20 protein-coding genes are annotated in these 23,949 nt (G+C 62.9%); 10 read left to right on the top strand and 10 right to left on the bottom strand.

Features of this window, described 5'->3' with window-relative positions:
* Positions 1-109 precede the first annotated feature (109 nt).
* Positions 110-1,642 (top strand): IS21 family transposase, encoded by a 1,533-nt coding sequence (istA, locus tag AC3WVQ_RS32515; RefSeq protein ID WP_112977380.1) that lies wholly within the window; start codon positions 110-112, stop codon positions 1,640-1,642.
* Positions 1,632-2,426: an IS21-like element helper ATPase IstB gene (gene istB / locus AC3WVQ_RS32510; RefSeq protein ID WP_192445786.1), complete on the top strand. Its 795-nt coding sequence runs from the start codon at positions 1,632-1,634 to the stop codon at positions 2,424-2,426. Before istA ends, istB begins: the two co-directional genes overlap by 11 nt.
* Positions 2,427-2,440: 14 nt before the next feature.
* Here istB and AC3WVQ_RS32505 read toward each other — a convergent pair whose 3' ends face one another.
* Positions 2,441-2,890, bottom strand: a complete 450-nt coding sequence (locus AC3WVQ_RS32505) for an FkbM family methyltransferase (RefSeq protein ID WP_492383470.1) — start codon at positions 2,888-2,890, stop codon at positions 2,441-2,443.
* 230 nt (positions 2,891-3,120) lie between these two features.
* Positions 3,121-4,215, bottom strand: a complete 1,095-nt coding sequence (locus AC3WVQ_RS32500; RefSeq protein ID WP_192445793.1) for a substrate-binding domain-containing protein — start codon at positions 4,213-4,215, stop codon at positions 3,121-3,123.
* 274 nt (positions 4,216-4,489) lie between these two features.
* Between AC3WVQ_RS32500 and AC3WVQ_RS32495 the strand changes: the two genes are divergently transcribed.
* The 5 genes from AC3WVQ_RS32495 to AC3WVQ_RS32475 all read left to right on the top strand — a co-directional run bounded on the left by AC3WVQ_RS32495 (position 4,490) and on the right by AC3WVQ_RS32475 (position 10,312).
* Positions 4,490-5,470, top strand: coding sequence for an ABC transporter substrate-binding protein (locus tag AC3WVQ_RS32495; protein ID WP_057251674.1), 981 nt, complete (start codon positions 4,490-4,492; stop codon positions 5,468-5,470).
* Positions 5,471-5,618: 148 nt separating this feature from the next.
* A complete protein-coding gene (locus AC3WVQ_RS32490; RefSeq protein WP_060521186.1) occupies positions 5,619-7,133 on the top strand; it encodes a sugar ABC transporter ATP-binding protein in 1,515 nt (504 codons plus the stop codon).
* Position 7,134: 1 nt separating this feature from the next.
* On the top strand, positions 7,135-8,145 hold the full coding sequence (locus AC3WVQ_RS32485; protein WP_034803379.1) for an ABC transporter permease: 1,011 nt from the start codon (positions 7,135-7,137) through the stop codon (positions 8,143-8,145).
* A gap of 11 nt (positions 8,146-8,156) precedes the next feature.
* Positions 8,157-9,140, top strand: a complete 984-nt coding sequence (locus AC3WVQ_RS32480) for an ABC transporter permease (RefSeq protein ID WP_060580698.1) — start codon at positions 8,157-8,159, stop codon at positions 9,138-9,140.
* A 521-nt stretch (positions 9,141-9,661) separates the two neighbouring features.
* Positions 9,662-10,312: a glutathione S-transferase family protein gene (locus tag AC3WVQ_RS32475; protein ID WP_192445794.1), complete on the top strand. Its 651-nt coding sequence runs from the start codon at positions 9,662-9,664 to the stop codon at positions 10,310-10,312.
* Positions 10,313-10,338: 26 nt separating this feature from the next.
* On the opposite strand, the gene AC3WVQ_RS32470 is transcribed toward AC3WVQ_RS32475, so the two are convergent.
* The 5 genes from AC3WVQ_RS32470 to AC3WVQ_RS32450 all read right to left on the bottom strand — a co-directional run bounded on the left by AC3WVQ_RS32470 (position 10,339) and on the right by AC3WVQ_RS32450 (position 16,108).
* Positions 10,339-13,491 (bottom strand): efflux RND transporter permease subunit, encoded by a 3,153-nt coding sequence (locus AC3WVQ_RS32470; protein WP_192445795.1) that lies wholly within the window; start codon positions 13,489-13,491, stop codon positions 10,339-10,341.
* A 28-nt stretch (positions 13,492-13,519) separates the two neighbouring features.
* On the bottom strand, positions 13,520-14,620 hold the full coding sequence (locus tag AC3WVQ_RS32465) for an efflux RND transporter periplasmic adaptor subunit (RefSeq protein ID WP_492383469.1): 1,101 nt from the start codon (positions 14,618-14,620) through the stop codon (positions 13,520-13,522).
* Positions 14,621-14,878: 258 nt separating this feature from the next.
* On the bottom strand, positions 14,879-15,352 hold the full coding sequence (locus AC3WVQ_RS32460) for an SRPBCC family protein (RefSeq protein ID WP_090302489.1): 474 nt from the start codon (positions 15,350-15,352) through the stop codon (positions 14,879-14,881).
* The gene (locus AC3WVQ_RS32455) at positions 15,345-15,860 is read right to left on the bottom strand and encodes an SgcJ/EcaC family oxidoreductase (protein ID WP_060580694.1); all 516 of its coding nucleotides are present in this window, start codon (positions 15,858-15,860) and stop codon (positions 15,345-15,347) included. Before AC3WVQ_RS32455 ends, AC3WVQ_RS32460 begins: the two co-directional genes overlap by 8 nt.
* Entirely contained in the window at positions 15,860-16,108 is a 249-nt protein-coding gene (locus AC3WVQ_RS32450) for a hypothetical protein (RefSeq protein WP_060529873.1), read from the bottom strand. Before AC3WVQ_RS32450 ends, AC3WVQ_RS32455 begins: the two co-directional genes overlap by 1 nt.
* A 95-nt stretch (positions 16,109-16,203) precedes the next feature.
* Here AC3WVQ_RS32450 and AC3WVQ_RS32445 point away from each other — a divergent pair, with 95 nt between their 5' ends.
* Both AC3WVQ_RS32445 and AC3WVQ_RS32440 read left to right on the top strand, forming a co-directional pair.
* Positions 16,204-17,142 carry a LysR family transcriptional regulator gene (locus AC3WVQ_RS32445; RefSeq protein WP_060521191.1) on the top strand — a complete coding sequence of 313 codons (939 nt, stop codon included), beginning with the start codon at positions 16,204-16,206 and terminating at the stop codon, positions 17,140-17,142.
* Positions 17,143-17,368: 226 nt separating this feature from the next.
* Positions 17,369-18,808: an NAD-dependent succinate-semialdehyde dehydrogenase gene (locus tag AC3WVQ_RS32440; protein ID WP_404526398.1), complete on the top strand. Its 1,440-nt coding sequence runs from the start codon at positions 17,369-17,371 to the stop codon at positions 18,806-18,808.
* Positions 18,809-18,879: 71 nt separating this feature from the next.
* On the opposite strand, the gene AC3WVQ_RS32435 is transcribed toward AC3WVQ_RS32440, so the two are convergent.
* Positions 18,880-19,173, bottom strand: a complete 294-nt coding sequence (locus AC3WVQ_RS32435; RefSeq protein ID WP_034798189.1) for a type II toxin-antitoxin system RelE/ParE family toxin — start codon at positions 19,171-19,173, stop codon at positions 18,880-18,882.
* Positions 19,173-19,421 (bottom strand): type II toxin-antitoxin system ParD family antitoxin, encoded by a 249-nt coding sequence (locus AC3WVQ_RS32430; RefSeq protein ID WP_034798187.1) that lies wholly within the window; start codon positions 19,419-19,421, stop codon positions 19,173-19,175. The genes AC3WVQ_RS32435 and AC3WVQ_RS32430 overlap by 1 nt, the downstream gene beginning before the upstream one ends.
* 243 nt (positions 19,422-19,664) lie before the next feature.
* Here AC3WVQ_RS32430 and AC3WVQ_RS32425 point away from each other — a divergent pair, with 243 nt between their 5' ends.
* On the top strand, positions 19,665-21,149 hold the full coding sequence (locus AC3WVQ_RS32425) for an MDR family MFS transporter (protein WP_192444461.1): 1,485 nt from the start codon (positions 19,665-19,667) through the stop codon (positions 21,147-21,149).
* Between the two features lie 50 nt (positions 21,150-21,199).
* On the opposite strand, the gene AC3WVQ_RS32420 is transcribed toward AC3WVQ_RS32425, so the two are convergent.
* Positions 21,200-23,893, bottom strand: coding sequence for a TonB-dependent receptor (locus tag AC3WVQ_RS32420; protein ID WP_192444462.1), 2,694 nt, complete (start codon positions 23,891-23,893; stop codon positions 21,200-21,202).
* Positions 23,894-23,949 lie beyond the last annotated feature (56 nt).

The following is a 23,949-nucleotide window of genomic DNA, read 5'->3' as shown; positions in this document are numbered from 1 at the left end:
GGTTTCCGCGCGGAACTGAGCCGGTTAGGCGCATAATTTCCATTGAGAATTGAGCCATGTGAACCTTCCCCTCAACGCGGTGAGCGACGGGGGCAACGGAGTGATCCACATGGGACTTTTAAACATCATCCGTCGGATGGCACTGCGCGAGAAGCTGTCGGTTCGCGAGATCAGCCGACGAACCGGATTGTCGCGCAACACGATCGCGAAGTACTTGAGCGCTGGCACGATCGAACCGAAGTTCGCGATACCAGAGCGACCAAGCAAGCTCGATCCTTTTGCCGATAAACTGGCCGGCTGGCTGAAGACCGAGGCCGGGAAGTCGCGCAAGCAGCGTCGAACGTTGAAGCAGGTTCACGCCGATCTGGTGGCTCTTGGCTTTGCCGGCTCTTATGGCCGGGTGGCCGCTTTCGCCCGTGATTGGCGGGCTGATCGGCAGCGTGAGCAGCAGACGACGGGCCGCGGCATATTCGTTCCGCTGTCTTTCCGCCCAGGTGAGGCATTCCAGTTCGATTGGAGCGAGGACTATGCCGTCATAGGCGGAGAGCGCGTGAAGCTTCAGGTCGCGCACATCAAGCTGTCGCACAGCCGTGCTTTTCTGCTCAGAGCCTACTTACTGCAGACGCATGAGATGCTGTTCGATGCCCACTGGCACGGCTTCCGGGTGTTCGGCGGCGTGCCTGGTCGCGGCATCTATGACAACATGAAGACGGCGGTCGATCGCGTGGGACGGGGCAAGGAGCGGCAGGTCAACATCCGCTTCCTGGCGATGACGAACCACTACGTCTTCGAACCCGAGTTCTGCAATCCGGCGGCAGGCTGGGAGAAGGGTCAGGTCGAGAAGAACGTCCAGGATGCCCGTCCACGGCTGTGGCAACAGATGCCGGACTTCCCAGATTTGGCGGCATTGAATGCCTGGCTGGAACAGCATTGCCAGAACCTGTGGCGGGAGACATCGCACGGCACCTTGCCTGGCACGATCGCCGACATTTGGGTCGCAGAGCAGGCCGCGTTGATGGCGTTGCCTAGCGCTTTTGACGGCTTCGTCGAGCAAAGCAAACGCGTCTCACCGACATGCCTCATTACCTTCGAACGGAACCGCTACAGTGTGCCTGCATCCTTTGCGAACCGGCCCGTCAGCCTGCGGATTTACCCTGAGCGGCTGGTCGTTGCGGCCGAGGGCAATATCCTATGCGAACATGCGCGGGTCATTGAGCGCAGCCACGACAAACCGCCGCGAACGATTTACGACTGGCGGCATTACCTTGCGGTCATCCAGCGCAAGCCCGGTGCCTTGCGCAATGGTGCGCCCTTCCTGGAATTGCCGTTGGCCTTTCGGCAATTCCAGGACCAGATGCTTCGCCGCCCTGGCGGTGACCGTGAGATGGTCGATATCCTCGCGCTTGTGCTTCATCACGACGAACAGGTCGTCGTCAGGGCTGTGGAACTGGCTCTGGATGCGGGCGTGGCGACCAAGACGCACGTGTTGAATCTTCTGCACCGGCTGATCGACGGCAAGACGACCGACGGCCCGGACATCGATACGCCACAGGCGCTGACCTTGCTGCGTGAACCCAAGGCCAATGTCGAACGCTACGACGGCTTGCGCGTCCGGATCGTAGGAGGTCGCCATGCGTCATGATCCTGCCAGCGCGGCCGTCGTCATCATGCTGCGCAGCCTGAAGATGTATGGCATGGCCCAGGCCGTCACGGACCTGATCGAGCAAGGGGCTCCGGCCTTCGACGCGGCCGTGCCGATCCTGTCCCAGTTGCTGAAAGCCGAAATGGCCGAGCGCGAGGTTCGATCCATCGCCTATCACATGAAGGCTGCCCGCTTCCCGGCCTACAAGGACCTCTCCGGCTTCGACTTCGCCGCCAGCGAGATCAACGAAGCGACCGTGCGCCAGTTGCACCGATGCGAGTTCATGGACGGAGCGCAGAATATCGTGCTCGTCGGCGGGCCGGGCACAGGCAAAACACATGTCGCGACAGCACTCGGCATTCAGGCGATCGAGCATCATCGCCGAAAGGTCCGCTTCTTCTCGACCATCGAATTGGTCAACGCGCTCGAGCAGGAAAAGGCCAAGGGCAAGGCGGGCCAGATCGCAGAGACGTTGGTCAGGCTCGACGTGCTGATCCTGGACGAGTTGGGATACCTGCCGTTCAGCGCCTCCGGCGGCGCATTACTCTTCCACCTGCTGAGCAAGCTCTACGAGCGGACCAGCGTGGTGATCACCACCAACCTCAGCTTCAGCGAATGGGCCACGGTCTTCGGCGACGCCAAGATGACGACCGCTCTCCTCGATCGTCTGACCCATCGTTGTCACATCCTGGAAACCGGCAACGACAGCTTCCGCTTCAAAGCCAGCTCGGCCGCTGCGGCCCAGAAGAGAGGAGAAAAAGCCAATCCCTTGACCAAACCCTGATCAGAAAACCATACTCAGAGGTGGCTCACTTCTCGGTGGAAAAACCGGCTCAGTTCCGCGCGGAAACCAACATCGCGACGCATCAAGGAGGAGGCAATCGTCTCCTTGATGTTGCCATCGGCAAGCGCCTCGGTCTGATAGAATGGCGCAAAGCCGGCGGCCGCCCCGACAGCCTTCTGCTCGATGACTAGTCGCGGCTCGTTCGGGAAGCGCGCTTTGAGGACCGCAAGTGCAGTCGGGTCCGGCTCAAACGCAATTACCTTCATTCCCTTGGCCAGGAAATAGCCGCTGACATCACCCACGTTGGCGCCGCAATCAAGCACCAGTGCACCCCTTGGCAGTCTGCGCACGGCCGTCCGCATTTTCAGCAGGGCACCTTTGAAGGCATCTCCCTGCTTGCCCCTGCGCTTTCGATAGAGATGCCAGCGCAACCACGAAACCCAGTAGGCTTCCTTCTCAAACATCAATAACCAATCCCAATACCGCGATTGCAGTCTGCTGGACGCAGACTCACGGACCGCCGAAAATCACCGCGGCCGGATAACACACGTAACCGTTGTGTGAGCGTTTTGATGGCGGTCGTGCTAATGACACACGCTGAGCAAGGGATCCGAAGTATCTAGATTACCGGCGTCGGCGTCACGGCCCCGCGCGCGCCGCGGCGGGGCAAGGGAGGGAGCGCTGCTGACGGCGTTTATCGAGCGCTCTTTGAAGCTCTGGCTGCGGACAGGAGAGCGGTGGTATCGCGAATCACCAGCGGTCCGTCGACTTTTATCGTCATCGGCCGCATGTGTTTTCCGTGGATCGCCATGTCGATCAGGAGTTCAGCCGCCTTCTGGCCCATTTCGTAGTTCGGCAGCACGAGGGTCGAGAGCGGCGGATGGGTGTAGCGCGCCAGTTCCTGGTCGTCATAGCCCATCACCGAGAGATCGGTGGGAACCCGCAAGCCCTTCTCCTGCGCCGCCTCCATGACGCCGATCGCCATCAGGTCATTGCCGCAGAAAATGGCTGTCGGCGGGTTGGGCATGGAGAGCAGGTCCAGCCCGGCCTCGTAGCCGCGGAGCGGCAGCCAGTCGCCATCGCGCACCAGCGTCTCGTCGAAAGCGATGTCGGCTGAGGCAAGCGCCTGCTTGTAGCCTTTTAGCCTATCCATGGCGGCGTCCATCCAGCACTCGCCGTTGATGAAGCCGATGCGCTTGTGGCCGAGCGCCGTCAGATGCGCCGTGGCGGCGAAACCGCCGGCGACCTCGCCCGGCACGATCGCCACATGCTGGCGCGGCTCGCAGTAACAATTGAGAAGCACGGTCGGCAGCGGCGCCAACGCCTCGGGAACGGCAACTTTGCGGGTGAAGATCGTCGCGTAAATGACGCCGGCGATGGAGGGGTCCCGCAGGACCGACCGCAGAACCGCTTCCTCGAGTTCCGGATTCGAGCGGGTGACATGCGCCGAGACCAGCATGCCTTGCTCGAAAGCATAATCGCGAATGCCATCGAGGCTGACGACCGGGTGCGGGCTGGTGGAGATTTCATCGACGATGAAGGCGATTGTGTCCTTCTCTACCGCCGGCGCCGCTGCAACCGGACCTCGGGTCGCTGGCAGTTTATAACCGATTTTATGAGCAGCCTCGCGCACCTTCTGCTGCGTTTCGGGCGAGATGCGCGAGCCCGACATCTCGTTCAGCACCAGGGAAACGCTTGACTGGGAAACGCCGGCTATCCTGGCGACATCCGTCATGGTTGGGCGTCCTTCCCCCTTTTTCTCCAGATTTCGCCCGTTTCCCTTGGCCATGTGTGCTCCCCTACCCTACAGCACCGCGCGTCTAGGAGACGTGCAAAGGTCGCTGTAGCACTTTGAATTTCTGCATGTTTTTCCCCTTCAATCGGAGACGATTAAAGGAAACATGCAGTTGAGCGTGCATTGCACCGCACGCGGGCTTTTGCAAGTGCTCATAAAATTTGGCCTTGACTGCTAATATTATTAGCGCAAGATTTGGAGATGTGAAGCGCAAAAACGCTCACGTCCGGTAGAGGAGCACCGGCCAATCTGGGAGGAGAACCCGATTATGACCACGATTTCCCGTCGTACCTTCATGCTGGCGGCAACGGCCGTCGGCGCGCTCGCCCTTGCGGGTGTCGCGATCGCCGAAGTGCCGAAGCTCGAGCAGAAGGACAAATACAAGGTCGGCTTCGCGCAGACCGAATCCAACAATCCCTGGCGCATCGCCCAGACGAACAGCATGAAGGCCGAAGCGGAAAAGCTCGGCTTCCAGCTCGTCTATACGGATGCCGCCGGTTCCGCCGCCAAGCAGGTCGCCGACGTCAACTCGATGATCGCTCAAGGCGTCGATGTGATCTTTCTCGCGCCGCGCGAAGAAAAGCCGCTGATCCCCGCCGTCATGGCCGCGAAAAAGGCGGGCATTCCAGTGATCCTGCTCGATCGCTCGGTCGATCCGTCGTTGGCCAAGGCCGGCGAGGACTATCTGACCTTCATCGGCTCGAACTTCGTCGAAGAAGGCAAGCGCGTTGCCGAATGGCTGGTAAAGAACGCCAACGGCAAGTCGAAGATCATCGAGCTCGAAGGCACGACCGGGTCGTCGCCCGCCAACGACCGCAAGAAGGGCTTTGACGAGGCGATCAAAGCGGCCGGCGGTTTCGAGATCGTCGCCTCACAGACCGGCGATTTCGCCCGTGACAAAGGGCGCCAGGTGGCAGAAGCCCTGCTCCAGGCCCATCCTGATGCGGACGTGATCTACGCCCACAACGACGAAATGGCGATCGGCGCGATCGCGGCACTCGAAGCGGCCGGCAAGGTGCCGGGCAAGGACGTCCTGGTGCTATCGATCGATGGCGGCAAGGAGGCCGTGCAGGCGGTTGTCGACGGCAAGATCGCAGCCGTCGTCGAGTGCAACCCGCGCTTCGGGCCGAAGGCGTTTGAGACGATGATGCGCTACGCCAAGGGCGAAAAGATCGACCCGATGATCATCAACGACGACAAGTTCTACGACGCCTCCAACGCGGCCGCCGAACTCGCCAACGCCTATTGATCCAATCTCCCGAGCCTCCACGGCCGGGACGGCGCAACCGTCTCGGCCGTCTTTTTGACGGCAGCATGACCTTCAGCCCGTTCAAGTGTAGGCTGATGACGCCCACCCCCAAATGGGGCGGCGGATGGCGAAGATAGGGAGGAGACCCATGCTTCTGTCCATGCAGGGCATTTCCAAAGCGTTCGCCGGCGTGCCGGCACTGAAATCCGCCTCGCTCGAGGTCGAACCGGCGGAGGTCATGGCGCTTGTCGGCCAGAACGGCGCCGGCAAGTCGACGCTCATCAAGATCCTGACCGGCGTCTATCGCCGGGACGAAGGCAGCATCGCCTACGACGGTCGGGATGTCGATTTCTCGATGCCGGCTGAGGCGCAGGCCGCCGGGATCGCAACGATCTACCAGGAAATCAATCTCGCCCCGCAGCGCTCGGTGGCGGAGAACATCTACCTCTCCCGCGAGCCGAAGCGGTTCGGCATGATCGATTATTCCGCCATGCGGCGCGGGGCCGAAGCGGTGCTCAAAACCTTCAACCTGACGATCGACGTCGACCGTCCCGTCGCGCATTTCGATGCGGCGACACGGCAGATGGTGGCGATCGCCCGCGCGGTGACGCAGAGCGCCCGGCTCGTCATCATGGACGAACCGACGTCCTCGCTCGACGAGCGCGAGGTCGCCATCCTCTTCGATACGATCCGCACACTGAAACGCTCCGGCGTCGCCGTCATCTTCATCGGCCACCGGCTCGACGAACTCTATGAGATCTGCGACCGCGTGACGATCATGCGCGATGGTCAGACGGTCGCCAAAAGCCCGATGGCGGACATGCCGAAAATGGCGCTGGTGCGCCACATGCTCGGCAAGGAGCTTGCCGCCTTTCAGGCCATGGCACCGGAGAAGGACGCGCCGGTGCGGCCCGTCCGCCTCGAACTCGACAAGGCGGGCGCCGGCGTGCGCGTGCGCGACGTCAGCCTTGCTGTGCGAGAGGGCGAGATCTCCGGCCTTGCCGGACTGCTCGGCTCCGGCCGCACCGAAACGGCGCGCCTGATCTTCGGCGCCGATAGGATGGAGCGCGGCACGATCCGCATGGAGGGACAGGGACGCAGCTATCGCGAACCGGCGGATGCGATCGCTGATGGGATCGGCCTCGTGTCCGAGGACCGGAAGATCGATGGCATCGTGCCCGACATGAGCATCCGCGAAAACATGACGCTCGCCTTGCTGCCAAAGCTGAAGAAAGCCGGTATCGTCGACCGCGCGCGCCAGGATGAGATCGTCAGCCGCTACATCCGGGCGCTTGGCGTCAAATGTGCCTCCCCCGATCAGCCGATCAAGGAGCTTTCCGGCGGCAACCAACAGAAGGTGCTGCTCGCCCGCTGGCTTGCCACAGACCCGCGGGTCCTCATCGTAGATGAGCCGACGCGCGGCATCGACATCGGCGCCAAATCGGAAATCCTCAAACTCCTGCGCAGTCTCGCCGACGAGGGTTTGAGCGTGCTGATGATTTCGTCTGAACTCGAAGAACTGCTTGCCGCCGCCGACCGCGTGACGGTCCTGAGCGACGGTACTTCCGTCGCGACGCTGTCGCGCAAGGACTTGAGCGAGACGGCGCTGCTTGCCGCCATGGCCCACCAGGAAGTCCACCAGGAAGCCCACCAGGAAGAATGACATGACGACGATCGAGACCCCTGCCCCGCAGCCGTCGGGAACCCTTTCGTCCGGAAACAGGCTTTTGACGCTCGCCAGCCGCTACGGCACCTTCGTCGCCTTCCTGGCGCTGATCCTCTTCAACGTCGCCGTCACGCCGAACTTCCTGTCCTTGCAGACGCTGAACGTGAACCTCACCCAGGTTGCGACAATCGTCATCGTCGCGACCGGAATGACGCTCGTTATTGCCACCGGCGGCATCGACCTCTCCGTCGGTTCGTTGATGGCAATTGCCGGCGCACTGGCGCCGATGATCTTCATGGGCCAGTTCTGGCCGGTGGAAAACATGGCGCTCGCGGTGGCTCTTGCCTTCCTCTTGCCGATCGCCGCCGCTGCCCTCTTCGGCCTCTTCAACGGTTTCCTCGTCACCCGCTTTTCGATCCAGCCGATCATCGCCACGCTTGTGCTGTTCATCGCCGGCCGTGGCATCGCCCAGGTGATGACCAACGGCAACCTGCAGGTCTTCAAGAATGAAGGCTTCCAGTTCATCGCACTCGGTCGCATCGCCGGCGTTCCGGCCCAGGTCCTGCTGATGATCGTCATCGTCGCAGCGGCTTTCGCGATGATCCGCTACACCGTCATCGGCCGACAGATCATCGCCGTCGGTGGCAACGAGAAGGCCGCCCGCCTGACCGGCATACCGGTGAAACGGGTCAAGCTCTTCGTCTACATGATAAGCGGCGCGCTTGCCGGTGTGGCCGGTCTCATCGTCGTTGCCCGCAACTCTGCAAGCGATGCCAACCTTGTCGGCCTCGGCATGGAGCTCGATGCTATCGCCGCGGTTGCTGTCGGCGGGACGCTACTGACGGGCGGACGGGCCAACATCGTCGGCACGGTACTCGGCGCGCTCGTGATCCAGCTGGTGCGTTACACGCTGCTTGCCAATGGCGTTCCGGATGCGGCAGCGCTCATCGTCAAGGCCGGGCTGATTGTCACCGCCGTCTTCATCCAGCAGCGCGCCAGCAAACATTAGAGGCAACCACGATGCAACCGATCCTCCGCCTCTTCCTGGTCAAGAACTCCGGCGACCTTGCCCGGTTCGGCGTCATCCTGGCGCTTGCCGGTCTCATCCTCTTCGGGGCGCTGCGCTATGAAAACTTCCTGTCGCCCTATAACATCCTGAGCTTCCTGCGCTACAACTCGATGTTCGCGCTGATCGCGCTCGGCATGGCCTTTGTCATCATCACCGGCGGCATCGACCTGTCGGTCGGCGGCACGGCGGCGATGGCAAGCGTGGTGGCAGCCCTGTTATCCCCCTATCATTGGGCGGCGGGGCTTGCGGGCGGCATGGCGGCAGGCCTTGCCGTCGGCGCGCTCAACGGCTTCATCATTACGAAGATGCGGATCCAGCCCTTCATCGCCACACTCGCGACGATGCTCGCCGCCTATGGCACCGGCCTTTTGTTAGCGGACAACCAGTCTGTCTCAGTCTCCTATGACACCGGTTTCACGGTGATCGGGCAGGACGATTTTTTGGGCTTCCCCATTCCCGCCTGGATCGCGCTTGCGGCCTATGTGTTCGGCTGGCTCGTGCTGCAAAAGCTCTCGATCGGACGGCATATCCTGGCGATCGGTGACGGCGAGGCGACGGCTGGCCTGATGGGCCTGAAGGTGGAGCGCGCGCTTGCCGGCGTCTATCTCGCCTCGGGCACGCTCGCCGGTCTTGCCGGCGTCATCCTCGCTTCCCAGTTCGGCGCGGGGCAACCGACGGAAGGCGTGGGCTGGGAACTCTTCGCGATCGCTTCCGTCGTCGTCGGCGGTACGCTGTTGACCGGCGGTTCCGGCTCAGTTGGTGCGACGCTTGCCGGCGCGCTGCTGCTTGCCATGGTCTTCAACATCCTGAACTTCGAAAACGGCCTCGGCTGGATCTCGCTTTCCGCCTACTGGCAGTCCGTTATCCGCGGCGCCTTCCTGCTCGTCGTGGTCGTGCTTCAGGCAAAGCTGATGGCACGGCATCGCAGCACCTAGACCCTCCGTCGCGAACGGGGCGCGAACATCCACAGGACGAAACGGGGAAACCTACCCCTGGATTAGCCCTCGTGGAGCAGGAACAATGCGTGACCGCTAAAGGTGCAAGCCCGCGCCAATAGGATTGCGCATCGCAGCGATAAGCAGACAGCAAAAAAGGCCGGAGCGCGCTGGCTCCGGCCTTCTTTTCTTTTTCGCTCTCAAGGCTTCTGCCAGTACATCCATGGTCAAAAGGCGAAAGCGATACGCAATTGCCGGCATCAACTTCCATTGCGCTCGACAATAACGTTTATGACACTTTTATACTTCGCCACGGCTGTTGGAGCAAGCTGTCCATTCGGGCTAGTCTCGACGAGCAGTACGTCTTTTTGAAGCGAGCCGGCTGTTCTCCGACCGAGGAAGAGATCACTTTATCTGCCAGCATCATCGCGGTTTCCGCTTCCGGCGCCGAGCGGCGAAAATGAATGTCGGCATCCCGCTCGGCCAATCGTCTTCAGGACAGGCAAGCCGTGGAGGATAAGATGACGATCACGATTACCGCCTTTGAAAAATCGCCCGATCGCGGCCGAGGTCTCGCACGCGACATGCGCGTTCGCTGGGCGCTCGAAGAAGTGGGGCAGCCCTACGAGGTTCGCCTCGTTACCTTCAAGACGATGAAGGAACCTGCGCACATCGCGCTTCAGCCGTTCGGGCAGATCCCTACCTATCAGGACGGCGACCTTGCCCTGTTCGAAACCGGTGCCATCGTGTTTCATGTCGCGGAGCGTCATGCCGGCCTGCTTCCAAGTGACGCCGATGCCCGCGCACGGGCGATCACTTGGATGTTTGCCTCGCTTAACACCGTGGAGCCGCCGATCCTCGAGCGTGAAGCGAGCACCTACGTGGAGCGGGACAAGGACTGGTATCAGGAGCGCCTGCTGATGCTCGAAGATCGTATCCGAGTTCGGCTCGCCCAATTGTCCAGGCGGCTCGCGGAGGCCGACTGGCTCGATGGCGCCTTCAGTGCCGGCGACCTGCTGATGGTGACGGTGCTGCGCAGGCTGGAAAACTCAGGCTTGCTCGACGCGTATCCCAACCTCTCCGCCTACGTCGCGCGCGGCAAGGCGCGGCCGGCCTACAAGCGCGCCTTCGATGCGCAGCTTGCGGTCTTCACATCCGCCTCATCCGCCTGAGGGTAGCGTGATCCCGGAACGCCGGGCTATCCGTGTCCCGGCTGATCGTCGACCGCAGTCGGTCGTTCGCCCCTGGTGATCTGCAGCCCCTGGCGAACCAGGCGGGAAGCGACCCGCATGAAATCTTCCATGTACAGATAGATGACCGGGGTCACGAAGAGGGTCACAAGCTGCGACACCAGCAGGCCGCCGACGACGGCGACCCCAAGCGGCTGGCGCAGTTCTGCGCTGGCGCCGCTGCCGATCGCAATCGGCAGCGTGCTCATGATCGCAGCAACCGAGGTCATCATGATCGGGCGGAAGCGCATGACACAAGCCTTATGGATGGCCTCGGCGGCCGGCGAACCGGCGCGCTGCAGCGTCAGCGCAACGTCGATCATCATGATGGCGTTCTTCTTGACGATACCGATCAGCATTAGCACGCCGACAATAGCGATGATCGAGAGGTCGAAACCGCCGAAATGGATGGCAAGCAACGCCCCGGATATGGCTGACGGGAGACCGGAAAGCACGGTCAATGGATGGATCAGGCTTTCATAGAGAATACCGAGCACGAGGTAGATCGTGACGATCGCCGCCAGCACCAGCAGACCCTGGTTGGCGGCGGCGTCTTCGAATAACTGCGTGGTGCCGTAATTGCGGGTCGTCACCTCAGACGGCATGCCGATTTCTGCCTTGAGGCGGTCGATCTCCGCAAGGGCGTCACCGAGGGCGACCTTGGCCGGCAGGTTGAAGGAAAGCGTGACCGCTGGCAGCTGGCCGAGCTGGTTGATGGTGAGCGGTCCGGATACGGTCTCGACCCGGGCGAAGGCCCCGAGCGGAACAAGGCCGCCATTGGCACTGCCGACACGCAGTTCGTCGAACTTGTCGGCTGACCATTGCATCGAGGGATCGAGTTCCAGGATCACTTCGTAGCTGTCGCCCGCCGTGTAGATCGTCGAGATCTGCTCGGTACCGAAACTGCCATAGAGCGTGGTGCGCAGTTCGCTCGCGTTGACCCCGAGCGTTGCCGCCTTGTCGAGGTCGACCACGAGGCGTGTTTGTGGAGCGTTGATCTGAAGGTCGCTGTTGACGTCGGTAAAGAAGGTCCGATCCGCGCTCATCGCATCATGGAGCTTCTGCGCCCATTCGTTCATCAACGGCTGATCGAGGCTCTGGAGCACCAGCTGGTACTGGCTGGCCGACGCGCGCGATCCGACCGAGAGGTTCTGGACCGGCGACATGAAGGCCTGGATACCGGGGATCGCCGCCAGCTTCCGGCGCAAATCCGCAAGGACGGTTTCAAGCGGCGGACGCTCGGTCTTGGGCTTTAGCTCGACGAACAGCCGACCGGAGTTGAGCGCGCTCGACGCGCCGCCCGAGCCGATCGTGCTTGCCACATGGTCCACGTAGGGCGAACTGGCAAACACCGCCTCCACATTGGACTGGAGCTTCGACATGGCGGCGAAGGAAATGTCCTGGCGTGCTTGGGTCGTAACCTGCAACTGGCCGATGTCCTCCTGCGGGAAGAACCCCTTCGGGATCGTGGCGATCTGGTAGCCCGTGATCGCGACGGTAAACAGGAAAAGCAGAAACACCAGCGCGCGCGCCTTTATGCAGAGCGATAGCAGCCGCTCATAGGCGCGCAGAAGCCCGTCGAAACCTCGTTCGAATACAAGATCCAGCTGCCGCAGCCAGCGCGCTTTCTCTGCTCCATCCGCCCTCGCCGGAAGCCGCGCTGCAAGCATCGGCGTCAGGGTAAGGGAAACGAAGGCGGAAGCGAGGATGGCAACGGTGACGACGATCGCAAATTCGTTGAGAATGCGGCCGATCACGCCGCCCATCAGCAAGACGGGAATGAAGACCGCGACGAGCGACAGCGAAATCGCGATGATCGTAAAGCCGATCTCACGCGAACCGATGAGCGCCGCCGAGAAGGCATCGATGCCGTCCTCTTCCATGTGCCGCACGATATTTTCCAGCATGACGATGGCGTCATCCACCACCAGCCCGACGGAAAGCGTGAGCGCCATCAGCGAGATATTGTCGATCGAAAAGCCAAGTGGATACATCGCCGCGAAGGTGGCGATGATCGAGATCGGAACGGCAAGCGCCGGAATAAGCGTCGCCCAGAGGCGGCGAACGAAGGCGAAGATGACGAGGATCACGAGGCCGACGGTGAGGATCAGGGTGAACTGGACGTCGTGCACCGCCCCGCGGATCGACATGGACCGGTCGCTGAGCGTTTCGATCGAGGCTGCGGCCGGAAGCGACTGGCGAAGCGACGGCAGAAGCGCCTGCACCCGGTCGACGACTTCAACAGTATTTGCATCCGGCTGCCGCTGGATGGCCAGGATGATCGCCCGCGAACCGTCGTGCCAGCTTGCCGTCTGGTTGTTGGCAACGGAATCGATCACCGTCGCGACGTCACCGAGCCGCACGGGCTTGCCGTCGACGCTTTTGACGATGATATCCGCGAAACTGGCGGCATTCATGCGCTGCGTGTTCGCAACGATCGCCGCCTGACGATCGCTGGTCTGCGCGGTGCCGAGAGGCGAATTGTCGTTCGCCGCCGCAACCGCCGTCCTCAACTGGTCGACGGAAATGCCGCGCGCGGCAAGCGCGTCAGGATGCATCTGAATGCGCACGGCATATTGCTGGCTGCCGAAGATGGACACTTCCGCCACCCCGTCGAGCACCGAAAGCGTGGGCGAAATCACCTGCTGCGCGATGGCGTCGAGGGTGGTGAGCGGCACGGTGCTGCTCTTCAGCGCCAGGAGCAAAACCGGTGCATCCGCCGGGTTGACCTTCCGGTAACTTGGCGGCGCCGGCATGTCCTGTGGCAGCAGCCTGAGCGTCCTGGTGATAGCTGCCTGCACGTCGGCGGCGGCGGCATCGATGTTGCGCCCGAGCACGAACTCGATTGAAATCGATGTCGAGCCGAGTGCATTCGTCGTCGAGATCGTGTCGATCCCGGCGATGGTGGCGAACTGCTTGATCAGTGGAATGGCGACCGACGTCGACATGGTCTCGGGCGAGGCGCCGGGCAACGAGGCAGAAACGTTGATGACCGGGAAATCCGTTCGCGGAAGCGCGGCTATCGGCAGGACGAGATAGCTGAAAACGCCTGCCAGGATGAGCGCGACCGATAACAATATGGTCGCGATCGGGCGGCGGATACTGAACTCGGACAGCGGCATTTCACGCGCTCCCGAATGATGGCAAATCCTAATCCGCGGCCAGATCGGCCGCGCCTGCAGCGACAACGACATCACCCGACTTCAGCCGCGCCTGTCCTTCGATGATGACCCGGTCACCGGCGGCAAGGCCCGTGCCGATGGCGGCCTCCTTGCCGTCGTCGGCCAGCACGGACACGGCGCGGGTCTCGACCGTGTTGTCATCCTTCACATCAAAGACGAACGGGCCGTCCTGCCCGGGCTGGACCGCAACGCTCGGGATAACAGGCGCCTGATGCAGTTGCGCCTGATCGATATCGACATCCACGAACTGGCCCGGCCAGAGCTTCTGAGCGGTATTGGGGAAGGTCGCGCGCATGGCGATGGTGCCGGATGCGGTATCGACGGCAGAATCGATGAAATCGAGTACGCCTTCGCCGATCACTGTTTGCGTGCCGCTCGACCTGGCACGAACCAGTGGAGGCGTCCCGCGGTCAATCAGATCCTTGAACGTCTGCAAGCGCTCTTCCGGCAGGCGGAACGTAACGTCGATCGGGTCGATCGCCGTGATCGTCACCAGATTGTTCGATGTCGCGCCCGATTGGCCGACAAGATCTCCGAGCGCGACCTGCACGGCGCCCAGGCGTCCACCGATCGGCGCGGTGATCTCGGTCAGGCTCAGCGCGACCTGATCGGCATCCACGGTGGCGCGATCGGCATCCAGAGTCCCCTGCGCCGCCTGCTGAAGCGAGAGAGCGGTGTCATAGCTTTGCTGGGTGCCGGTCTTGTCGTCGCGCAAGGTTTTGGCACGCTCGAGTTCCGTGTTGGCGTCGGCAAGCTGCGCGGTATCCTTGGCGACGATCGCCTGGTCACGGGCAAGCCCGGCCTTTATCGTGCGGTCGTCGAGCGTGAACAGCAGGTCGCCCGCCTTGACCATCTGCCCGTCCTTGATGTGGATGGCCGTGATCTGGCTCGCAATGCGCGCGCCCACTTCCACGGTATCGGGGGCCTGCACGTTGCCCAGGGCATGGACGACAACGGGAACATCTTTAAGCGTCACTGTCGCCGTCTGCACGGACACGGCGCCACGCTTGGTACTGACGGCCGCGTTGGCTGGCAATTTCGCTTCGCTCGGCACGGGCTTGCGCGCCACCACGAACCCGACGGCCGCGATTGCGAGAAGAACGACGGCGATACGACACGTGACACTTGATCGGCTGAGCATCGGCGCCTCCGCAGACCTTGCTGTCGGCACGCGGCGATAGGTGGTGCCGACTATCGGAAGCTGGGCCTAAATGTGGCCGCTTCAATGGCGCAACACTCTGAAAAACAATTAAAAATTGTTCATCTTCGGGTGTCGTTCATCAGGTTTTGACGGCCATCGCTTCAGTGGTGACGGTTCCTCCGTCCGTCAGGCATCGGCCGGCGCGCGCTCGACTTCGTCGGCAAGCGCCTGAAACAATTCGCGAAACCCAACCTCACGTTCGCCCGGCTCGTTGAGACGATCGAGGAAGGCGGCCTGCTCGGTGTAGTTGAGGCGCGTTCCCTCGCCGTCAGCGGAAAATTCGAGGGTTCCGAGAGAAGCCGAAATCGGCCTTCCCGCCACGGTCATCGTGTAGGAGAAGACGATGCGCTTATTCGCAACGATCTCAAGATAGATCGTGTCGTTGCACATGACCGGGCCGTTTCCGAAGCGGAAGCGGCTGTGCTCGCGGCCGCCGACCTCGAAAGACGAGGTGAATTCGTCGACCGTCCACCCCTCCCCTTCGAAGAACCAGCGTCGTTTGGTGGCGGGATCCGCAAAGGCATGGAAAACGGTCGCCGGTGTTGCGGCGTAGCTGCGGCGAATGACGAAGGTGGCGTGGCCGGCAGATCTTTCATTCATGCGCTTGGGTCTCGCCGCTGGTTGCTTCATCCACCGCCCGCTGCTGGGCGGCGATCTTTTCGTTCTGGTGCGTGGTGTTCTGGGCGACAACGATCCTCCAGGCGCCATCGTGGCGTCGAAGAATATAGAGCGGCCGCCCCTCGTCCTCGCCCGGCCGGCGGTTGCCTTCGGCATCGACAGGAATTTGCCGCACGTTCACCGCGACGACATCCGCATGCAGGAAGGTGATGCGCTCGACGTCGTAGAGCGCCTGAAAATCGCGAAACAGGTTCGGGAGTACGGCGGCGGTGAAGGCATGGATTGCCGGCGCACCGACGATTTGGCGCCCGAATGCGGTTGTCCATACGGCCTGTGGCGCCAGCAACGAGACGAAACCGTCGACGTCCCGGAGCCATTGGGTCTCTTCGACCCGGGCGACGAGCGCGAGAACGGCACTGACATCGCGGGCATCAGGTGACGATACGCCACGAGCTTGGCCGATTGCGGGAATGGGGCGCATGCGCGGCATCACGGCGTGCTCCCAACGGTGCGGTACCCGACCGCTAGAGCCTGGGCGACAGATCCGGAAACGTGGGTGCGAAATACCGGATCCACGCCAGGCCCTAGCAGCAGGAAAGCCTCGTCCGGCGGCCGGCCGGCGATAGAAGCTTCATCGACGTTGCACGGGACGGAAGAGGCGAAGATACGGACGGTGATGCGATCACAGTCGCATGCCTCCCGCGTGTCGGAGGTGTGATTGATGATCGGCCGTTCCATTGCCTGCTCCCTTAACCCGTGGGCGGAGCATTGCCCAATTCAAATGATCAATGTAATTGCTCAAATATCGATCACTTTGATCGGGATGGCCGATCATGCTGGATGCCTTGACGCTCGACCAGTTGCGCGTATTCGTCGCCGTCGTCGACCACGGTTCGTTCCGGGCGGCAGCGCGCGCGCTCGGGCGTGCCCAATCCGGCCTCAGCAGCGCCATCCTGAACCTCGAAACGGAACTGCGCCTGCCGCTGTTCGACCGCTCCCAGCACCGCCCCGAATTGACGAAGGCCGGAGCGACCCTGCTTGCAGAAGCCAGGACCTTGCTGATAAAGGCCGACGCGCTGCGGGCCAAGGCGAACGGCTTCAATCAGGGCATGGAATCGGCGCTGCGCGTGGCGCTCGACCCGCTGCTTCCTCTGCCGGATATTGCACGGGTCATCAGCGATTTTACCCGCGCCCATCCCGGCGTGCGGGTGGAGCTTGTGACGGCGCCGATGACGATGGCGTTGAGCCTGGTGCTCGACGGCGACTGCGACCTCGGCCTGACGGCGGCACAGGAAACGGACGCACATATCGCCAGCGAGGCGGTCGCAGCCTTTCCGGGCATGGTTCCGGTATGCGCCGGCGGTCATCCCCTGGCCGCACCCCGCGACGGAACCGTTGGCCTGACGACGGTCGACCTTGCCGACCATCTGCAGATCGTCGTTGCGGATCCTGCAGCCGATGCGCAGGCGGTGAGCTACGCAGTCTTCTCGCAGCAAACGCTGAGGGTCAGCGACCTTGCGACCAAACACGCCCTCATTCTTGCCGGGGCCGGGTGGGGTCATCTGCCGCTATGGCTGGTCGCGGCAGATCTTGGTGAAGGGCGGCTCTGCGAGGTGCCACTCGCGGCCCGCAACGGTCTCCCCGGCCCGCTTCTCCCCCTCTACACGATCCGCCGGATCGATCGGGTCCGCGGACCCGCAATGGAAAGCCTGTGCAGGCTCATGATTGCCCACTTCGGCGGTCAGCCGCAGGCCACATCGGCGCTCCCCTGATCGGGCTAGCAATACGCAGACGAGTTCGAGAAGGTAGCCAGGGGGTTGACGTCTGCGAGCGGAGCGTCTTCAGTTCGCCCCGAATAGGGTTGCCGCCTTGCAACGGGGCGGCCACGTCCCCATCTCCAGATCTCAAGGTCGCCTGGCCAGGCGACCTGTTCCCCATTGACCTGATCCTACGGCATCGCGCTCAAAGCGGCGAACTTCATTCAGTAAAGGGTTTCCCATGGTTCACTACCCAGACATCCTGCTTCATATCGACGGCGCCTGGCGGCCGGCGCGTTCCGGCAAGACCATTCCCGTCATCGACCCGGCCAACGAGGAAACGATCGGCCAGGTGGCCTGGGCCGAAGTGGAAGACCTCAATGAGGCGCTTGCGGCCGCCGAGAAGGGCTTCAAGACGTGGCGGGCAACCTCCGCCTTCGACCGCGCCCAGGTGATGCGGTCGGCAGCCGCCCTGCTGCGCGAACGGGCCGGCGACATCGCCTTTCTGATGACGCGCGAGCAAGGCAAGCCGCTTGCCCAGTCGAAGGGCGAGATCCTTGGCGCCGCCGACATCATCGAGTGGTTCGCCGAGGAGGGAAAGCGGGCCTACGGCCAGATCATTCCGCCGCGCGCACCCGATGTCACCCAGATGACCGTCAAGCTGCCGGTCGGTCCGGTTGCCGCCTTCACGCCCTGGAACTTCCCGATCAACCAGGTGGTGCGCAAGCTGTCGGCGGCGCTGACCACCGGATGCTCGATCATCGTCAAGGCGCCCGAGGAAACACCGGCGTCGCCGGCCGAACTCATCCGCTGCTTCGTCGATGCCGGGCTTCCGGCCGGCGTCGTCAACCTTGTCTACGGCGTGCCCTCGGTCATCTCGGAATACCTGATCACCCATCCGGTGATCCGCAAGATGTCGTTTACCGGCTCGACCCCGGTCGGCAAGATGCTGGCGGCCCTTGCCGGCCAGCACATGAAGCGCGCGACGATGGAACTGGGCGGGCATGCGCCTGTCATCGTCACTGATGATGCCGATGTCGAACGCGCCGTCGCCATCATGTCCGCCAGCAAGTACCGCAATGCCGGCCAGGTCTGCGTGTCACCGACCCGCTTCCTCGTGCAGGAGCGCGTCGCCGATCAGTTCCTCGACGGCTTCGTCGCCGCCTCGAAGACGATCAAGGTCGGCAACGGTCTCGAAGCCGGCGTCGACATGGGGCCGCTTGCCAACGAGCGGCGCATCCCGGCGATCGAAAGCCTGGTTGCCGACGCGGTCGAGCATGGTGCCCGATTGGCGACCGGCGGCCATCGCATCGGCAACCGCGGCTACTTCTTCGAGCCGACGGTTCTGGCGGACGTGCCGCTTTCCGCCCGGATCATGAACGACGAGCCGTTCGGCCCGGTCTCGATCATCAATCGCTTCCATGATCTCGACGAGGCGATCAACGAGGCCAATCGCCTGCCCTTCGGTCTTGCGGCCTATGCCTTTACCGGATCGGAGCGCAGCGCCCACCGCCTGGCAAGCGAGGTCGAAAGCGGAATGATTTCGATCAACCATCTGGGTCTGGCGCTCCCCGAAGTCCCCTTCGGCGGCATCAAGGATTCCGGCTACGGCACCGAGGGCGGATCCGAAGCGATCGAGGCCTATCTGGAAACACGCTTCGTCACGCGAAAGAGCGTCTGACACCGGCCGCAGGCAACTGCCTCGCGACCGAGAAGCAACAGGGGACGGCGCCCGATGGCGCCGTCCCCTGCTTAAAATGCGTTGCTGATCCAGTCCTCATGCCCATGACGGACGCGAACGACGAGGATGTCGCCGTCCGCCTCGACCCGGTAGACGACCAGATGCGCCTTGAACGGATGGATGCGCATCGGCGGCGACAGCTCCGTGCGTTCGCGCGCCATGCGCGGGTTGGCGGCAATCAAGGCGAATACGGCGAAGAGTTCATCGTGATATCGCCGCGCCTGGGCGGAGCCGAAAAGGCGCACCCCATCTGCGGCGATCGCGATGATGTCTTCTTCTGCCGCGACGGAAAGCCGAAACGCCATTATCCGCGCGGCACTTCAGCGCGCGTAAGCGCCGCGGAAAAGAGCTCGTCCTTGGAGCGGGACCCGACGCCGCTCTTCAGACCGTCGTCGACAAAGCGTTGCATCACCGCAACCTTGTCATTTCGCTCCTGATCCCTGCGGATGAGGTCGCGCACATAATCGCTGGCGTTGGCATAACGGCCCGTGCGCGTTTGCGCTTCCACCCAATCCTTCATCGGGTCGGGCAAGGATACGTTCATCGTCGCCATGTCGGTCTCCATTTCCTGCGGGCAAGCATGGCATACTTTGGCAAAGTTTGTCAAATCAGCAAGCCCAGGCTGCCGGTTTTCGCCCCGCACAGCCCCGCATCCTGCTACGCTCGTGCAGACCATCGTGCGGTGCATCGGAGGCGCCGGTCCGGTCTGATCGCCAAGGCGGTTGACTATCGGCATGCCAGCCTTTCTGAATGCCGTCGGCACTACTAAACGTCGGATTGCAATCAGGCCGCAAGAATGACTGAGACGCTTCATCGAAATGCAATGGCAGCAACGGGGTCCGCCCTTTCCGAGCCGGAAAAGAACGTCATCATCGGCGGCGTTCTTCTCTCCATGCTTCTGGCCGCGCTCGACCAGACGATCGTGGCGCCGGCGATGCCGACCATCGGCAAGGCGCTGGGACATAGCGACTACCTGCCCTGGGTCGTGACCGGCTACCTCCTGACCGCGACGGCAATGGCGCCGCTTTACGGCAAGATCTCGGATATCTACGGACGGCGGCCGACGATCTTTGCGGCCATCATCATTTTCCTTGCGGGATCGCTGATAAGCGCGCTGGCGCCCAACATGCTGACACTGATCGTAGGCCGTGCGGTGCAGGGTCTTGGTGGCGGCGGCCTGTTTGCGCTGGCGCAGACCGTCATCGGCGATCTCGTACCGCCCAAGGAACGGGCGCGTTACGCCGCCTGGATATCGGGAACCTGGGCGGTCGCGAGCATCGCCGGGCCGCTGCTCGGCGGCACCTTCGCCGAGCATCTGCACTGGTCGCTGATCTTCTGGATCAATATCCCGCTGGGGCTTGCGGCGATGGCGATCATCAACAAGCCGCTGAGGAAGCTGCCGACCGTCGCCCGCGCGCATCGTATCGACGGGGCCGGAGCCCTATTGCTCGTCGCTGCGACTTCGCTATTGCTGCTTGCGCTCAACTGGGGCGGCAGCCGCTATCCATGGCTTTCCGCCGTCATACTCGGCTTGCTTGGCGCTTCCGTCGTGCTCTGGTTCGCCTTTGCCTTGCGGCTGCGCAGGGCGAGCGAACCGCTGATCTCGCTGGAAGTGCTGGCCAATCCCATCGTACGCTACGGAACGCTCGCGATGTTTCTGGCGCAGGGCGCCAATGTCGGGCTCTCGGTCTATATCCCCGTCTATGCGCAAACGTTCCATGGCCTGTCGGCCAGCAGTTCGGGCGTGGTGATGCTCGGCCTGCTGCTTGGGACCGTCTGTGGAGCGACGACCAGCGGGCGGACGATACCGCGCATCGTTCACTATAAGAGGATGGCGCTGGTCGGCGGCGCGCTGGCCTTCCTTTGCCTGGCGGCCCTTGCTGCTCTCGCCGGCCGGACCTCGCTCGTCGTCCTCGAAATGCTGACATTCGCCGCCGGTTTCGGCTCGGGCATGACCTTTCCGGTGGCGACGATTTCGGTCCAGAACGCCGTCGACCAGGCGCATCTTGGCGTCGCAACCGGTGTTCTGACGTTCCTGCGATCGCTCGGTGGCGCCCTCGGCGTCGCGGCATTCGGCGCGATCGCTCTTGGCAACGGACTGCCGCTTGCTGGCGAAGGGGTGGGACCGCTCGGCACGACGGTTACGTCGGCCGTGCCCTTCACCTATATCTTCATCGCGAGCGCCGCAGCGATGGCGGCGGCGCTCGTCTTCTTTCATCTCATGCCGGAAAAACCACTGCGAGGCCGTGACGAAAATCCTGTCGCCGCAGTCGTCGATTAGCTGGCCGCGCCGGCGCCGGCGCGGTCATGAACGGCATGCGGTTCGCGGGCTCAGAACTCCGCCTTCAACGACGCGTAGAAGGTACGTCCCGGGCCGGGCTGCTGCACCAGGCTCAAGGGATCGACATAATAGGCGTCGGTCAGGTTCTCGATGCGGAAGGCCGCCGTCAGGGTCTCGTTGATCCGGTACTCGGCGAACGCGTCCACCAGCGTATAGGGCTTCCAGTCGATCAGCGAGATGAACTGGGAAGCGCCCTGGGCGGTCACGTCGCCATGACCGATCGCGCGCGATCCTGTACGAGAAATCCGCCCGCCAACCGTCAAGGCGTCGTCGAGGAATGTCTGCGACAGCGTCAGGGCGACCGTGTATTCCGGCGGCACCTGGTTGGTGGCGTAGTCGGCATAGAGCGACTTGTGTCCGCAAGTGGTCGCTGTTCGGCAAAACTCGACGTCAGTGTAGTAGTTGGCGGCGAGCTCGGCGGTAAAGCCGCCGCGTTCATAACGACCGGACAGTTCTATGCCCTGGAAGTGCGCGCCGGCAATGTTGTGAATGCGCATGCCGGAGATCCCGCGCGGATCGGTATACCATTCGCGCGAGATGTAGTTGTCGACATTCCAGTCGAAGAAGCCTAGCTTCATCATCGCCTGGTCGTCGGCCGAAAATACGCCTTCGCGCCTCAGGTTGGTGCCCACCTCCCAATTGCTCGACCGTTCCGGCCGCAGGTTGGAATTGACGTTCATGGTGAAGGCCGAAACGCCCTCGAAGATGCTCGGCGAGCGCAGTGCGTTCGAGTAGTTCACATAAAATTGAGTGCCGTCGAAAGGCTCCAACGTCACGCCCACCGAGGGGCTGAAGCCGCCGTCGCTGAGGGCCGTGTCGTAGGTGTAGCCCGGTCGGGCCTGTTCGGGGGCATTTCGATCCTCGGTCCAGTAGTGCTGGTAGCGCAGGCCACCATTGATCGTCAGCCAATCGGTGGCTTTCCAGGCAGCCTTAGTGAAGGCCGCCGCCTCCTGCCGCGTGCCATCGCGAAGGTCGAGCCAGGTCTCCAGTTCCGGTGTGAACTTGCTCGGTCGCGTATCCTCGCTCAGGAACGACAGGCCGTAGGTCAGGTCGAGCCCGCCGTAGTCGGTCGTCAAAACCGACGTGTTTGCGACATCGGCGCCCCACATGAAGGTGTCGGAGCCGGTGCGGAAATCGACCGGCAGGCCGAAATCTCCGGGCTGCGGATAGAGCACGCCGCTCCGTCGGGGATTGCGCAGCTCCAGCCGCGTGGCCCAGAGGTTGGCCTTGAGATCGATGAGGTCGTTGTCATCAGGCTTCCAGCCGTAACGGAGCGTGCCGGCATCGACCTTCGTTCCCGCCGTCTGGCCCTGCTGCACCGCCTGGCCCCGATCCGAGGTCAGGCGCGACGCCAGGAGGTCGCCGGCCTCGCTGCGAAAACCATTGTAGCCGAACTGCAGGCTGTGACCGTTCTCGAAGCGAACTGTGCCCTTGGCAAGATAGGACTTTGTCTGGAGCTGGGTGTTCAGCACCTCCTCGCCGGCGCGGTAGTTGGCGATGCCAATATTGTCGATATAGTCTTTCCAGCCCCGGGCGGGCGGCAGGCATACGCCGCTCTCATAGCAGAAGGGTCGCGGTCCCATGCTGACCGGTACTGCCGAGGGTCCGTTGGTGCCCGCGTGATAGTTGCCCTGCCGGCGATAGGCGTAACCGGCAAGGAGGTCGACGTTTTCTTCCTGCATCGCACCGACGATGCTGCCCGAGCCGCTGGTCGGATCGAAGAACGAGGGGCGGTCCATTCCGTCGCTTTTTGCCGTTGCGACCGGAGGCGCCCAGGTGCCCCCCGGCCAGGCATAGCCCGCCGTGGTGCCGGCCGGCGGCGGCGTGGATGTGTTGGTGCCAAAGCCGCCTTTGACCCGAAGGCCGAATGTGTGCCCCTCCTTCACGATGTCGCCGGCGTCCAGCGTGCGCATCGCCACCGTGCCGGCGATACCGCTCGATGCGACGTCCGAACCCTTGGTGATATCGACGCCCCCCAGGAAATCCGGATCGACGAAGGTCCGGTTGGAGATGCCCTGATAGCCCTGATAGACCGTGGCCGAATTGCTGGCTCCGTCGACGGTGACGGCAACGCGGCCCATACCCTGCATGCCGCGGATGTTGACGTCGACGGCGCCGGCGCCGTTGCGCGCTTCGCCGGAAAGCACGCCCGGCGTGCCGCGGAAAATGTCGGCCGGGCTCGAGCCGCGGAAGCGGTCGATGTTTTCTTGCGAGATGTAGGCGGTCGGCGCAGCCGTTTCATAGGGCGCATCCACCGGATTGATGATGCCGCCGCCGGCGACGATCGGCGCAAGCATCGTCTCGCCGTTGGCCGCACCGACCGCGTGCGCACCGGAAACGCGCTCGGTGATCGTGACGGTCCCGCCGTTCAGGCTATAGGAGAGGCCGCTGCCGGACAAAAGCTGGGAGAGCGCCTCTGCCGGGGGGATCGGTCCGCTGACGGCAGGCGCGGATTTCCCCTGGGTCAGCGATGCCGAATAGGCAAGTCTCAGCCCCGACTGCCGCGCAAATGCCGTAAGCGCCGCGGTCAGGGACTGCGCCGGTATGTCGAAGGTGGTGGCGCCGGAACGGGCAGACCGTTCCTGTTGTGCCAGAGCCGGCATTGCCGTTTGAAGTGAACCGACCGCCGTGGTTGCGACCACGACCGCGCCAAGAAGTTTGTTTCGCCCCGTTTGTCTGGACATCTGATCCCTATTCCCATGCTGTGAGCGAGGGATCGTTCTTCCTGCTGGCAGGACAC

Source organism: Ensifer sp. EB106-05-01-XG146, assembly GCF_058791875.1.
The sequence above is the reverse complement of the archived record's forward strand: the minus strand, read 5'-3'. Positions and strand labels throughout refer to the sequence as shown.